The 13,396-nt window shown below is 66.8% G+C and carries 15 protein-coding genes; 3 read left to right on the top strand and 12 right to left on the bottom strand.

The window, feature by feature from the left end:
* Nucleotides 1-36: 36 nt before the first annotated feature.
* The 8 genes from H289_RS0119900 to H289_RS0119865 are packed head-to-tail and all read right to left on the bottom strand — an operon-like array spanning nucleotide 37 to nucleotide 7,154.
* Nucleotides 37-240 carry a ferredoxin gene (locus H289_RS0119900; RefSeq protein WP_020102577.1) on the bottom strand — a complete coding sequence of 68 codons (204 nt, stop codon included), beginning with the start codon at nucleotides 238-240 and terminating at the stop codon, nucleotides 37-39.
* Nucleotides 237-1,448 carry a cytochrome P450 gene (locus H289_RS0119895; RefSeq protein ID WP_020102576.1) on the bottom strand — a complete coding sequence of 404 codons (1,212 nt, stop codon included), beginning with the start codon at nucleotides 1,446-1,448 and terminating at the stop codon, nucleotides 237-239. The genes H289_RS0119900 and H289_RS0119895 overlap by 4 nt, the downstream gene beginning before the upstream one ends.
* Nucleotides 1,445-2,248 (bottom strand): NAD(P)-dependent oxidoreductase, encoded by an 804-nt coding sequence (locus tag H289_RS0119890; protein ID WP_020102575.1) that lies wholly within the window; start codon nucleotides 2,246-2,248, stop codon nucleotides 1,445-1,447. Before H289_RS0119890 ends, H289_RS0119895 begins: the two co-directional genes overlap by 4 nt.
* Nucleotides 2,245-3,063 (bottom strand): NAD(P)-dependent oxidoreductase, encoded by an 819-nt coding sequence (locus H289_RS0119885; RefSeq protein WP_020102574.1) that lies wholly within the window; start codon nucleotides 3,061-3,063, stop codon nucleotides 2,245-2,247. The genes H289_RS0119890 and H289_RS0119885 overlap by 4 nt, the downstream gene beginning before the upstream one ends.
* Nucleotides 3,063-3,944 carry an alpha/beta hydrolase gene (locus H289_RS0119880; RefSeq protein WP_020102573.1) on the bottom strand — a complete coding sequence of 294 codons (882 nt, stop codon included), beginning with the start codon at nucleotides 3,942-3,944 and terminating at the stop codon, nucleotides 3,063-3,065. The genes H289_RS0119885 and H289_RS0119880 overlap by 1 nt, the downstream gene beginning before the upstream one ends.
* The gene (locus H289_RS0119875; RefSeq protein ID WP_020102572.1) at nucleotides 3,941-5,584 is read right to left on the bottom strand and encodes a thiolase C-terminal domain-containing protein; all 1,644 of its coding nucleotides are present in this window, start codon (nucleotides 5,582-5,584) and stop codon (nucleotides 3,941-3,943) included. Before H289_RS0119875 ends, H289_RS0119880 begins: the two co-directional genes overlap by 4 nt.
* 5 nt (nucleotides 5,585-5,589) lie before the next feature.
* Nucleotides 5,590-5,886 (bottom strand): ferredoxin, encoded by a 297-nt coding sequence (locus H289_RS0119870; RefSeq protein WP_020102571.1) that lies wholly within the window; start codon nucleotides 5,884-5,886, stop codon nucleotides 5,590-5,592.
* Nucleotides 5,883-7,154 carry an NADH-ubiquinone oxidoreductase-F iron-sulfur binding region domain-containing protein gene (locus H289_RS0119865; RefSeq protein ID WP_029105479.1) on the bottom strand — a complete coding sequence of 424 codons (1,272 nt, stop codon included), beginning with the start codon at nucleotides 7,152-7,154 and terminating at the stop codon, nucleotides 5,883-5,885. The genes H289_RS0119870 and H289_RS0119865 overlap by 4 nt, the downstream gene beginning before the upstream one ends.
* On the opposite strand from H289_RS0119865, the gene H289_RS0119860 reads away from it, so the two are divergent.
* Nucleotides 7,153-7,614, top strand: a complete 462-nt coding sequence (locus H289_RS0119860; protein WP_020102569.1) for a hypothetical protein — start codon at nucleotides 7,153-7,155, stop codon at nucleotides 7,612-7,614. The two genes, H289_RS0119865 and H289_RS0119860, sit on opposite strands and share 2 nt — an antisense overlap.
* 2 nt (nucleotides 7,615-7,616) lie before the next feature.
* On the opposite strand, the gene H289_RS0119855 is transcribed toward H289_RS0119860, so the two are convergent.
* The 4 genes from H289_RS0119855 to H289_RS0119840 are packed head-to-tail and all read right to left on the bottom strand — an operon-like array spanning nucleotide 7,617 to nucleotide 11,130.
* Nucleotides 7,617-8,504, bottom strand: coding sequence for an alpha/beta fold hydrolase (locus H289_RS0119855; protein ID WP_020102568.1), 888 nt, complete (start codon nucleotides 8,502-8,504; stop codon nucleotides 7,617-7,619).
* A complete protein-coding gene (locus tag H289_RS0119850; protein WP_020102567.1) occupies nucleotides 8,501-8,890 on the bottom strand; it encodes a Rieske (2Fe-2S) protein in 390 nt (129 codons plus the stop codon). Before H289_RS0119850 ends, H289_RS0119855 begins: the two co-directional genes overlap by 4 nt.
* 1 nt (nucleotide 8,891) lies before the next feature.
* Nucleotides 8,892-10,034 carry an amidohydrolase family protein gene (locus H289_RS0119845; protein WP_020102566.1) on the bottom strand — a complete coding sequence of 381 codons (1,143 nt, stop codon included), beginning with the start codon at nucleotides 10,032-10,034 and terminating at the stop codon, nucleotides 8,892-8,894.
* A gap of 16 nt (nucleotides 10,035-10,050) precedes the next feature.
* Nucleotides 10,051-11,130, bottom strand: coding sequence for an amidohydrolase family protein (locus H289_RS0119840; protein ID WP_020102565.1), 1,080 nt, complete (start codon nucleotides 11,128-11,130; stop codon nucleotides 10,051-10,053).
* Between the two features lie 102 nt (nucleotides 11,131-11,232).
* On the opposite strand from H289_RS0119840, the gene H289_RS0119835 reads away from it, so the two are divergent.
* Entirely contained in the window at nucleotides 11,233-12,231 is a 999-nt protein-coding gene (locus tag H289_RS0119835) for an acyl-CoA dehydrogenase family protein (protein ID WP_020102564.1), read from the top strand.
* Nucleotides 12,215-13,393 carry an acyl-CoA dehydrogenase family protein gene (locus H289_RS0119830; protein WP_020102563.1) on the top strand — a complete coding sequence of 393 codons (1,179 nt, stop codon included), beginning with the start codon at nucleotides 12,215-12,217 and terminating at the stop codon, nucleotides 13,391-13,393. Before H289_RS0119835 ends, H289_RS0119830 begins: the two co-directional genes overlap by 17 nt.
* Nucleotides 13,394-13,396: the final 3 nt, after the last annotated feature.

The raw sequence follows: 13,396 nt of genomic DNA, 5'->3' as shown, positions 1-13,396 counted from the left end.
CGTTGCCGGTCGTCCACTGAACGACGCGGTAGGGCTTCATACGGGATCCTCCGTGATCGATATGGCCTGGCGGGGACATTGGCGAACGGCTTCGGCGATCCGGTCGTGGTTGTCCGGGGTTACCTCGTCCTGCAAGACGTGCAAGTAGTCCTGGTCGTCGAGATGGAACACGTCGGGGATGAGGCCCTCGCAGACGCCATTGCTCTCGCACAGCCCGAAGTCGACGTGTACTTTGCTCACCGCAGCACCCGCACCGGAATGTTCTGCCAGCCCATGACGTTCTGCATGTGGACGCGTTTGCAACCGTCCCAGTCGATTTCATAACGCGGCATGAAGTCCAGCAGGGCCTCCAGTGCGACGGCGCTCTCCATCCGTGCCAGTGCCGCCCCCAGACAACTGTGGATGCCGTACCCGAATCCGAGGTTCTGGGCCTCGGTGTGGTTGCGGTCGATGTCGAAGGCATCAGGGTCGGTCCACGCTTCGGGGTCGCGGTTGGCCGATCCGCCGAGCAGGAAGACCGGCGCACCCTCGGGAATCGTCGTGCCGTGCAGGTGCACGTCTTTCATGCTGCGACGCACGTTGTACTGCGACGGCGCCTCGTACCGCAGCAGTTCCTCGACGGCTGCGGGAATCTTGCCGCGATCGTCCAGCAGCCTCTGCCACTGTTCCGGATACCGGGCGAAGAGGTAGACGGCGTTACCGACCAGCTTGGTCACCGTCTCAGCGCCAGCGCCGCCCAGAAGTGAGGCGAATCCGGCGATCTCGTAATCCTCCAGCTTCGTGACCGTCCCGTCTTCGCGTTCGGTCTCGGCGGCGAGAAGGCGGCTGATCAAATCGTCACCGGGTTCGTCCTTGCGCCGGCGCGCCAGGTCGAAATAGAAAGCCGCGCTGTCGAGGTAGGCCTGGATGCCCTGCTCCGAGGTTTCGACCTGGCCGATCTCGCGGTGCAGCGATTCGTCGATCCAGTACCGGACCTGTTGGGCCTGTTCGTCGGGGACACCCATCATGTTGGTGATCACCTCGACCGGGAACGGTCCGGTGAAGTCCTGCACGGCATCGAATCCATTGGGGTCGAGGCGGTTCAGGTACTTCTCGATCTTCGCCCGGACCATCTCGCGTTGTGACTGGATCGCGCGCGGCGTGAACACCTTGTTCAGCAGACTGCGGATGTGGCGGTGTTCGGGCGGATCCATGAAGATGATCATCCGCATGTTGCCCGGCAACTCGACTCCGGTGCGTACCTGTGCCAAATCCGCGCCGTACGCCGATGAATAGGTCTCGAAGTCGCGGTAGGCGGGAGCGACGTCCTCGTGCCGCGACAGCGCGTAGAAATCGTGTTCCTCGCTGTAGTAGACGGGTGCCTCAGCGCGCATTCGCCGGTAGGTATCCCACGGCCCGTTGAAGAAGTCCTCGGAGAATGGGTCGAACACGAGTTTCGTTGCGGTCATGCGGTATTGCTCCCTCCGGTTGGCGCCAGGCCAACATCGATGACGGCGTCGAGCACGCCCAGTCCGGTGCCCAACTCAGCTGCGGTGGCGCGGACCGTCGCGACATCCTTGGTCAGGAACTCGCCGACGACCGCGCGGAACGACGCGGCAGAACCTGCCCGCGCGACGCTGTCGAGCGCGCGGCCCCCCGCGCTGGCGTGGGGCAGGGCTGCCAGCAGCGTCGATTCCGGAATGCCCAGCTGTTCACCGAGTTCGGCTGCGGCGCTGATCAATCCGATCTGCGCGGCGAACAGTGCATTATTGATCAGTTTGACTCGCTGACCGGCGCCCGGCGGCCCGGCGTGAATGATCGGGTCGCCGTAACACGACAGCACCGGCTTGGCCCGCCCGACCGCGGCGTCGGACCCGCCGACGAACAGCGTCAGCCGGCCCGCCGCGATATCGTGCGGGCCGCCGCTGACCGCGGCATCGACGACGTCCACCCCGCGGGCGGCGATGGCCTCCGTGGTGTGCGGGCTGCCGGTGGTGTGAATGACCAGGACGGCGCCGGGCTGCAGATCAGACGCCAGCGCAGCGGCGACCTCGCGGACCTGTTGGTCGGTGAAGACGCAGATGACGACGGCATCGGCGTCGGCGCACACAGCGGCGAAGTCGGGGACCGGTGTTGCGCCGAGTTCCGTTATGACGGTGCTCTTCTCGGGAGAGCGTGCCAGAACATTCACATGGTCGTCGGCCGCGACGAGCCGGCGGACCATGGCACTGCCCATGCGCCCCGCTCCGACGAAGCCGACCGTGCTCACCGGGTTCGGCCCATCAAACCCAGTGCAGCATCGGCGGATTCGAGCACTGCGCCCGGTGTGGCGCCGGCGGCCTCGGCGAGGTCGGCAATCAGGCTGACGTCCTTCTTCAGTAGGTCCGCGGCCACCGACTTGAGGATGTCGAGGCTGCCGCCGAACTGGGCGATGCGTCCGAGCGCGAAGCTGTTGGCAGAGCCCTGGGTGATCACCTCGGCGAGGCGGTCCACCGAGACACCGAGCGCTTCGCCGAGGTCCAGCGTCGTCTTCGCGGTCGCGATATTGGCGGTGAAGAGCAGGTTGTTCAGCAGTTTGGTCACCTGGCCGGAACCGACACCCCCGAGGTGGACGACCGGTTCGGCGTACGTGGCGAACACTGGCCGACAGCGCTCGACGACGTCGGGGTCGCCGCCGACCATCACCAGGAGCCGGCCGGCGGCCGCCGCGGGGCCACCGCCGCTGACCGGCGCGTCGAGCAATGAAATGCCCTTGGCCGCTGCGGTTTCGGCGAGTTCGCGACAGGTGTCGGGATGTACGGTGCTGTGGATGGCGACGATGCCGCCCGGCGACAGTCCCGCGAAGATACCGGTGTCGCCGTCCAGTACCTGACGGACGTCGTCGTCGCCGACCACGCACACACAGACCAGATCGCTGATGGCAGCCAACGCGGCGGGGGTGTCGACGACTTTGGCCGCGGTGTCGGCGAACGGTTCGACGGAGGCCGCCCGCCGGGCCCACAACGCCAGCGGATATCCGGCCTCCACGATGCGGCGCGCCATCGGCGCCCCCTGGCTGCCGAGACCGATGAATCCGACTCGCACTAACCGACCTCCAATGTGACTGTGGTGCTGCGCTGCCTGGCCAGGCATTCCTCGATGAACGCCAGGACCGTGAGGTGGTACGCCGCGGCTCCCACCGAAACGCTGATGTTGTGGCCCGTGTCGACCTGGCGATGAACCGTCATCCGCGGTGCGGCGGTGAACAATCCGCTGATCTCCGCAACGGCATCCGGGTCCGAGTGCCAGACCCGTTCGTGCTCGGCGACCGTGAAGTGCACTGGCAGCCGGACTTCGGCGGCCAGCGCCGGGAATTCACTGCGGGGCCAATCCTGGACCATCGCGGCCTCGTACCGGGCGCCGCTGCGCGCATTGGGAGTGTTGGTCAGCGGCGGATAGAGATCCGCCGGGTGCCACAGCAGTTCGCGCAGCCCCGGCGGGCGGTGGGTGACCGACGCCGACTTGAGCATCTCCACGGCGGCATCCTGGTAGCGCAGTCCGGTACCGGCCAGCCCGATACCGAAAACCCGCTGCCGCTCGGCTCTTTCGTCGGTGGCCATGCGTAGGACCAGTTCGCACCCGTTGGAGTGGCCGAGCAGGAAGACGCCGGCGCCGCGGTCGCGCGCCCCCAGTATCGCGTCGACCGCACCGTACGCCAGGGCGATCCGTTGTTCCGGCCGAACGACCGCATCGGGATAGGCGTCGGACGCCCCGTATCCGGGGCGATCCAATGCGACAACGGTGTAGCCGAGCGCCGCCGCGGTGCGCATCAGCGACAGTCGTGGGTGCCCGGGGCAATCGAAATACGCTGCGCTGCTGCCACCGCCGTGCGCCGCGACGATGACGGCGCGCGGCGCTTCGGCCTCGGCGAGCAGCCCTGACATCATGATGTCGCCGACGCGGACGATCCGCGGGGTGACCGTCATGAGTCGGTCCGCAGGAGGAGCACCCCGCTGGGGGTGAGGCCGCCGCTGCTGACCACCGCCACACGAGCGTCCGCGACCTGTCGTTCGCCCGCCTCGCCGCGCAGTTGGGTGATCGCCTCGTGGACCAGGCCCATGCCGTGCGTGCGGCCGTGCGACAACTGACCGCCATGTGTGTTGAGCGGTAGCACGCCGTCGCGGGCGATGTTGGCGCCGCCGTCCAGGAAGTCCTTGGCTTCCCCGATACCGCAGAAGCCGAGCGCCTCGATCCAGGACAGACAGTTGAACGTGAACCCGTCGTAGAGCTCGGCGACGTCGACGTCCTTGGGGGTCAAGCTGGTTCGGGTCCACAAGTGTGCGGCCTGGCCGAGCACCTGTGGCTCGTGGGTCAGCGTGCTCTGGTCCCACTCGATCGGTTCGAGGATCTGGGTACCGACGGCTTCGACTCGAATCGGCGGCTTGGCGAGGTCGCGGGCCACGTCGACGGCCGACACGATGACCGCGATCGACGCGTCACACGGCACGTCGCAGTCGTAGAGCCCGAACGGCGTGGTGATGGGCCGAGCGTTGAGGTAGTCGTCCATGGTCATCGGGTCGCGGTAGATCGCCGTCGGGTTCAGTGCGGCATTCGCGCGCTGGTTCAGCGCAATCCAGCCGAGCGTCTCCTTGGTGGTGCCGTAGCGGTGCATGTGGCGTTGCGCGTTCTGCGCCAGCGTGTGTGCGGCGGACGTGGCACCGAACGGGATCTGCCAGCTGGTGGTCCGGGCCCCACCCATCGGCGCGGCCTTGCCCTGCTTCATGAGTTCGTCGTAGGTGGCCTGCCAGAGCGTGCGGAAGCACAACACGTGGCGGGCGAATCCGCCGGCGACGGCCAGCATGGCCGCGATCACCGAGCCGCCGGGCCCGAATGTTTCCGGACCGCCGTTGTACCAGGTCGGCTTGAGTCCCAGAGCGGTCTCCAGCGCGGTCACCCCGCCCTCGCCGAAAGGACCGGGGAGACCGGCGCCCGGCCACGTGGACAGTCCGTCGATGTCGTCGATGGTCAGCCCGGCATCGGCGATGGCGTTCTCGCACGCCTCGATGGTCAGCGAGAGTGGGTCCACCATCAGGCGCCGGCCCATCTGCGAGGCACCGACACCGGTGATGGCCGCCTTGTCTTCGAACTTGTTGGTGGTGATCATCGGCCGGACGTGTTTGGCGAAGTCCTGCGGTTCGATAGCGTCGGCCGGCAGTGGGGCCAGTGCCGGCTGGTCGGCGACCGGCCGGAACAGCGGAAGCCAGACGTCGTCGTGCTGCTCGAAGACGACTTCCATCTGTTGGCCCAGTGCCAGCTGCTTGGGATCGCAGTCGATGATGTTGGTGGTCAGGCGAACTCGCGGGTCTTCGACGAGCGCCACTTGGGCGACCACATAGGGGGCCGGCAGTCCGGGAAGGCTGAATCGTTCGTTGAGTGTGAAGCCGATGAGCGTCGCGAGCCCGGACACCGTGCGGGTGCCCATCTTGCGTTCGCGGCAGTACCGGCAGACCGGTGCCGGGGGATGGATCAGCGCGTTGCAGTTCTCGCATTCGGTGATGCGCAGCACGCCGTCGGCCCCTGCGGTCCAATAGAACTCGTTCTCGGGCGTCACCTGTGGCAGCGGCATGCGGGTCAACGGACAATTCCCCATTCTGCTTCGTTCGCGTCGGTCTCAGGGTGTGGCTCGGGCGCCTCGTCGGCAATCGGCGCGGCGGTGGGCACCGCGATCGGCCCGCCGGTCATTTCGATGATGGCGTGCGCCGGGCAGTCCAGGAGCGCGCGCGTGACGGCGGGCTGGTCCGGTTCAGGGACTTCGCCGTTGCCGACTAGGGCGGCGTACCCCCAGTCGTCGAGGGAGAAGTACGCCGGCGCGTGCTTGGCGCAGATGCCGAACCCATCGCACATCGTCCGGTCCAGGCGGATCCTCATGCCGTCATCACCGCCTCGATTTCGTAGGGCCGCAGGGTGCGGAACTCGCCGGATTGGCATGCTGGGCAACCAGTCTCCAGATGGCGTGCCACTTCGGTGGGGAATTGGTCAAGGAGACTGGCTGCGATGTTGGCGGCGCCGTCCAACGTTCCACATGCGCCACGCCCACGCAGCTCGCGCGACCACCGGCGCAGTCGTGCAAGGTCATCAGCAGTCGCGACGCCGTCGCGCAGCCCCGCTGCGGCCGCCGCCATCGCCGCGGTGCCGTTGAAGCACGAGCCGCACTGCCCGGCGTTCTCCCGGTCGAAGTACGCCAGCACCGACGCGGCCACGGCCACGGGGCAGTCGCCGTTGAGGATGGAGACGGCGCCGCAGCCCAGACCGCTGCCCAGCCCGCGGAGGCTCTCGTGATCCAGCGTCGCGTCCAGCACACCCGGGCCCAGTAAACCGGCGAAGTAGCCGCCCATCAGGGCGCCCGTCGCCATTTCGGTTGGCACACCATGGAGTTCGAGCACATCGGCGAATCTGACGCCGTGCGGCAACTCATAGAGAGCAGACGGCCGGCCGGCTCCGGTGATGGTCGCCAGGAATGAGCCGGGTGACGATGCGGTGCCGACGGACCTGTAGTCCTCGGCGCCGTGCGTCTGGATGTAGGGGAGGTTGGCCAGGGTCTCGACATTGCTGACGAGCGTGGGCAGCGCGCCGATACCCTGCTCGAACGGGCGGGGTGGTTTGTCGGTGGGTTTGGCCGGGCCGCCGTTGATGGCGCGGACCGCGGCGGTCTCCTCGCCGGCGACGTATCCGGGCGCGACGGTCACCACTTCGACGGCAGAACCCGGGCTCCGCTGCGCGACAGCGGCTTCCACGCTGGCCGCGGCCGCCGGGTCCGAGACGTAGACGTACGTCCGCTGGGCGGCGACCATGGCCGCCGCCAGCCGTAAGCCGTCCAGGACCAGGTGGGGGCGGTTGCGCAACAGCCAGCGGTCTTTGATCGACGCGGGCTCACCCTCCTCACCGTTCGCGACGACGACCGCCCCGCCGCGCCTACGGCCGTTGTCGCGGACCGAACGCAATTTGACCGCCATGGGGAATGCGGCGCCGCCGCGGCCGCGCAGTCCCGAGCGTTCCACCTCGTCGAGCAGGCGATCGGGGTCGGTGAGATCGAGGTAGCCCCCGGCCGCTACGTAGTCGTCGTACGTCTCGTCGTCGACCCGCAGCAGTCGCGGGGTGAGGCCCGGCCAGGCGGCCACCGTTAGGCTGACCGGCATGCGCACTGCGGTGGTACGGGTCGATGTCGATCCGGCGGGTGAACTCACGCCTGAGCAGTTAGCGGACGGCATGGCGGCCCTCAAGGAGCTTGCCGCAGCGGCCGGCCAGGACGTGCTCGAGGTGGATCTCGCCGCGATGCCGCCCCGGCGTCGCCAGGTGCTGCTGCTGATCGCCGGCAGCCAGCCGGATACGGGTGTTGCCCTGTGCGCCAAGGCGTTCGGCACCGCGCCGCAGCTCGGCGTCGTGACCTACGTCAGCCGTGGGACCGATGACGACGCACACGGCGTGCTGGCGCGATTCGGGATCACCGGAGAGGTGGCACGCGAACCCGGCTCCGAGGGCTTCGACATCGTCACCGTGACCGTGGCCCGAGTCGATCTGGAACGGATTCCGGAGAGCCGCATCCACACGGCGCTGGAGGCGTCGCTGAATTGTGAGGTGCACATCCGCCCGGTGTGATGTCATCGGCGGAGGAACTCCAGGATCGGCGGAGCGGCCTGCACCCAGGTGTCGAACATGTTGAAGTGCTTGACCTTTCCCGCGGCCCGGGCCTCGTTGGCGCGTTCCCAGGCGTCTTCCGGCCACGGCGGGTCGATCAGTTGCGAACCTTTGATGAGGCAGCTGACTTCCAGTGACGTCCGCTTCGGATGATCGAGGTCGTTCTCGCCGCCGCGGATGATCAGGGTCGGCACCGTGATGTTGTCGAACATCTCGTCCTCGACGCCCGGGATCGTCTGGCCGGGTTTGGGTACGAACGCGTTCAACCATCGGAGCATGAGTTTGAGGTATTCGTCAGCGTCATAGGACTGAATGCGCGCGGCATTCGCCGGGTTGTCAGCGATGCGCTCACGCCACTCATCCACTTGGGCAACCCCTTTCATCCCTGCCCCGCGAACGGCCAGGATGCTCGGCACGATGTAGTACGAGCCCAGCACGAACGAGCCGTAGACACCGCCGACGATGTTCCAGACCACGAGTTTGGTGACGACCTCGGGATAGAGCATCGCGGTGAGCATGGAATCCCGCGCCCCGCCCGATCCGCCGGCGAGGATGCAGGGCCCGATGCCCAGTTTGGAGATGAGCGTGTACAGGGTCTCGGCGCGCATGTGCGATTCGCTCTGGCCGTAGAACTGCACATCGGACTTGCCACAATTGGGCCGGTCCCACAGCAGCACCCGGTAGCCGCCCTTCGCCAGGGCCTGCGCCAGCGGACGCAGACCCGGAATGTCCTTGCTGAACCGGCCGCCGGGCGTGAGGGCGATGAAATCGCCGGTTTTGCCGAGGATTTCGTAGACGACGTTGCCGCCGTTGATCTCGATGGCCTTCTCGCCGCGCTTGAGTTGCGTCATGCCTGTACCAACACCTCGTTGCCGATGACCCGGACCGGGTAGGTCCGGATACTCCATTCGGGCTTCACCGCTGTTGTCCCGGTGGCCAATTCGAAGCCCCACTGATGCCATGGGCAGTAGATGAACTCCAGGTCGCGCACCATCACGGCGTCGCCCGGCACGCTGTCGTCGACGATGGTCCGGCCGCGTGGCCGGCCCGAGCACAACGGACCGCCTTCGTGCGGACAGTAGTTCGCGATGGCGTAGAACGTGCCGCCCACGTTGTACACGCCGACGCCGTGGCGTCCGATGGGCACCAACTTGTGTGTGCCTGGCGGGATTTCGTCGACAGTGGCGACGGCGTGCTCGCGTCCCTGCGCGAGCCGGGGTTCTTTGGGCTCAGTCAATTCAGAACACCCGGACCTGTCCCTCGAGCGCCGGCACCGTGGTCGGAAGCTTGTACGTCTCGATGCCGTTGCGGAACATCACGGCTTCCCGCGCGCGCTCGGGCAGGTGCTTGACGAGCCAGCGGGGGTCGTCGAAGGTCCAGTGCGGGTAGTCCGAACTGAACAGCAGGATCTTCTCGCACTCCATCCACTCGAGGGCCCGGGTGAGTTCGGTCTTGTCCTCGGGGTAGTCCAGCGGCTGCGTGGTGAACTTGATGTGATCTTTGACGTACTCGCTCGGCTTGCGCTTGATGTCGAGCCAAGGCTTGCGCGCCTCATAAATCTTGTCCATGCGCCACATGAGCGGCAGGATCCACGTGAACGCGTGCTCGACGAAAACGATTCGCAGCGTGGGGAATCGATCGAAGAGCCCGTCGAACACCATGCTCATCACCTGGTTGGCTGCGAGCAGCGAATAGGTGACCATGAAGTCGTGGTTGTAGCTCGGCATGCCGACCGGCGGCATGGGGAGCTCTTCGTGATGGCTGCGGGACAGGTGACAGCTCACCGGCATGTCGGCTTTGGTGGCCGCGGCCCAGATCGGGTCGTATTTCGGATCACCCCAAGCTGGTCGCGGCTCGGCCTTGATCAGAATCTGTCCCAGGAACGGGTGGCCGGCCAGCCGGTCGATCTCCGCGGCCGCGGCCAGCGGTTCTTCGATCGCCACGCAGATCGAGCCGCGCCAGCGTTCGTGCCAGTTGTTGTGACTGTCGAGCCAATGGTGGAGCTGCCATTCGTTCAGCGCCACGTTGAGCGCGTGGTTGGCGCCGCCGATACGGGCCGGGTACGCGGCGGGTTCGAGGATCGCGATGTCGGCACCGGCCTGCATGATCAGCTGCTGGAAAGCCAGATGGGGGTCGCTGCAGGCGAATTCACCGTCCGGCGGGAAGGCGTCGGCGCGCATCGCGTACGTGTGCGCGTAGTCGGGGGCGTCGTAGTAGATCTGCTCGCCGACATTGCGGCTCAAGAAGTACCTGGTGCGCCAGGGTTCGGGGATGTATTGGATCAACTCGCCCCGACGTGGGGCCGGGTGGACATCGGAATCGACGCACCGCACGGCGATCCGCTCAGCGGCCGGTTTGCGTTCTGTGACAGTCACACTCATTGCGATCGTTCCTTCCTCACACGCCGACCGGCAGCGTGATGCCGTACAGGTCGGCGGCATTGCGCCAGCAGAGCTTGTCGCGCTGCCCAGTGCTGTAAGAACTCGGCACCGTGAGGTCGTTGAGTTGCCAGTGCGGATAGCTGGACCCGTACATCACCATGTCGTCCTTGCCCGTGAAACCCAGCCATTCGCCGGCGATTTCGGCGTCGTCGGGGCCGTCCAGCGCGCCCTGGACGAAATAGACGTGCCCGGGCAGGTAGTCGCTCGGCATCTTCGGCGCCCACGGTGTCTGCTCGAGGTGCGGCCTGCCGAAACAGTCCATGCGCCACATGAACGGGGTCAACAGATCGGCGGCGCCGTCGGCCCAGACGAACTTCAACTCGGGCATCCGCTCGAACACGCCCTCGGCAATCATGTTCATGAGGTGATAGAGGTAGTTCAGCGCCATGAAGCCGACGTACTGCTCGTAGGTGTTCGGCACGCCCGACGGCGTCGGTGCGGACGCGATGCCGGCGCCGACCTCGATGTGCGCGGCCACCGGCAGCTTCGCGTCGATGGCGGCTTCCCACAACGGCCAGAACTGCGGTTTGCCGAACAGTTCCCGCGACTGCAGCGGAATGCCGAGCTGCACCACGCGGGGGTGGTCCTTGTACTTCTCGATCTCGCGCAGCGCGCCGGGGATGTCGTCGGGATTGACGCGGATCGTGCCGCGGAAGCGGTCGCCGAATTCCGGGTGGTCCAGCCAGCGTGACACCAGCATCTCGTTGTGCGCCGCGGCGAGCGCGCTGCCGAGGTGACGGTCGGGCATGACGCCGCGCGACATCGGATGCAGCACAGCGACATCGACGCCGCGCTGTTCGAACAGGTCTCGGGCGACGACCGCGGGGTCGGAGCCGGGGTACTGGCCGTCAGGCCCCTCGGTACCGGACGCGTACTCGCCGCCGGGCGCGCCGTACCAATCCATTTCGTAGTCCGGGAAGCCCCGGCTCTTGAACGGTTCACGCAGCACGTCGCGCAGGTCCCGGTTCGATCCGAAGAAGATGTGCACGCTGGCATCGATGACGGGGGTACGCGTCCCGTCGCCGTGGTCGATCACTTGGCTGCCCTCCCGAGCTCTCGACCCAGTGTAAATCTTAATTACCTCAAAAGAGAATGCTATTCTCACTTCGCGACCGAATTTAGCCGTAGGAGGCGCTGCATGCTTTTGGAGTTCGACGCTGATCAGCGGTTATGGCAGGAGACGGTCCGCGACGCCGTCACCAAGCAGTGTCCAGCCACCCTGATTCGGGACATTGCAGAGAGGGACGCCGACCCGGCTCCGCTCTGGGGAACGTGGGTCGATGCCGGTTGGACCGAGATGGCCGACCCGGATAACGCCGTCGAATTGGCGATCGTGCTCGAGGAACTGGGCCGCGCGACGGACCCGACGCCGTTCCTGGCCACGATGACCCAGTTCGCGCCGCTGGCCGGCGACCGATTCGATCCGCAGCACGCGGGTGCCGCTGTCTACCAAGGAGTTTCGGCGCGCCGGGACGGCAGCGGCTGGGCGCTGGACGGGACCGCGCGTTACGTGCTCGACGGCGACCGCGCCGAAAGCGTCGCCGTGGTGACCGCGGCCGGCGTCTTCCTCGTCGACGCACGGGCGGTGAGGGTCCGGCGGGACCTGGTGTTCGACCCGGTGCTGCACATCGCGGACCTGTCGTTCGAGGGGGTTCGAGTACCCGATTCGGCACGCCTCGGCACCGACGCCGGACGGGCCCGTCACGTCGCACTGACCGGCATGGCGATCACCATGGTCGGAGCGTGCCAGCGCATCCTCGACCTGGTGTTGGAGTACGTGAAGGAACGCCATCAGTTCGGTGTCCCGATCGGCTCATTCCAGGCCATCCAGCACAAGGCGGCTGACATGCACGTCGCCATCGAGCGGGCCCGGGCGCTGTCCTATTTCGCCGCGCTGACCATCAGCGTCGACGACCCGCGCCGGCGCCTGGCCGCAGCGATGGCCAAGGCATCGGCGGGAGAGTGCCAGGCCCTGGTGTTCCGGCAGGGGCTGCAGTCGTTCGGCGCCATGGGATTCACCTGGGAGAACGACCTGCAGTTCGCGCTCAAGCGCGCCAAGGCCGGCGAACTGATGCTCGGCGGCGCCGCAGAACACCGCGCGATGATCGCAGAGGAGTACCGTGCAACTCTCGTATGACGCCGACGTCGAAGCATTCCGCGCCGAGTTCGCGGCGTTCCTCGACGAGCATCTGCCCACGGAGACAGACACTTTGGAGCGGCCCCGGTCGGTGTCGCACATGCCGCAGTGGGCGCGTGACTGGCAACGGCTGCTGTTCGACAACGGCTGGCTGCTGCCCGCCCAGCCGCCGGAGTTCGGCGGCCGCAACGCCACCGTGGTGCAGCAGTTCGTCCATCTCGATGAGCTGTGCCGCCGCCGGATTTACCACAGCTTCAACCCACAGGGCGTGAACATCATTGCGGCATCGCTGCTCACGTTCGGCACCGAGGAGCAGAAGCATCGCTGGGCGGTGCCGGTGCTCCGGGGCGAGAAGACCGCGTCGCTCGGCATGAGCGAACCCAGCGCCGGGTCCGATTTGGCGTCATTGCGCACCCGCGCGGTGCGCGATGGTGACCATTTCGTCGTCAACGGTCAGAAGGTCTGGACGTCGGGCGCACATGACGCCGACTTCCTGCTGACGTTCGTCCGCACCGACCCGGATGCGCCAAAGCACAAGGGCATCAGTGTGCTCATCATCCCGACCGATACACCCGGCGTGGTGTGCCGTCCGTTCGCGGACCTGTGCAGTGAAGAGAACCTGGACTTCAACGAGGTGTTCTTCACGGACGCAAGGGTTCCCGCGGAGAACCTGGTCGGTCCGCTCAACGGTGGCTGGGGTGTCGCGAACGGCTCACTCGGTCACGAACGCACCATGATGTGGCTGGGTTTCGCCGACCGGATCGCCAACATGATCGCGGACTTCCGGCCGCGCACGGCACTCGAGCGCGACCAGTACGCCACGACCATCATGGATTACCACGCCCTGCGCGCCATGGGATCCGCGGCGCTGGCCCGGGCCTCGCGCGGCGAGATGGACACCCAGTCGGTGTCGGTGCTCAAACTCCTGGGGTCGGAGGCCGAGCGCACCGCACTCGAAAATGCGTTGTCCGCGGCGGGAATCGAGGGGCTCAACCACCCCGCGACGTCGGGGCGGTATGAGCACATGAACCTCGACCACTACTTCGTCAGCTGGTTCGAACGCTATGCCCGCAGTTTCGGCGGCACCATCGCCGGCGGCACCTCCGAAATTCAGCGCAACATCATCGCCCAGCACGTGCTGGGCCTGCCGCGAGCCCGCTGACGC

Source organism: Mycobacterium sp. 360MFTsu5.1 (assembly GCF_000383495.1).
Lineage (GTDB): Bacteria > Actinomycetota > Actinomycetes > Mycobacteriales > Mycobacteriaceae > Mycobacterium > Mycobacterium mucogenicum_B.
Note: the sequence above shows the minus strand (reverse complement) of the source record. Positions and strands in the feature narration are given on the sequence as shown.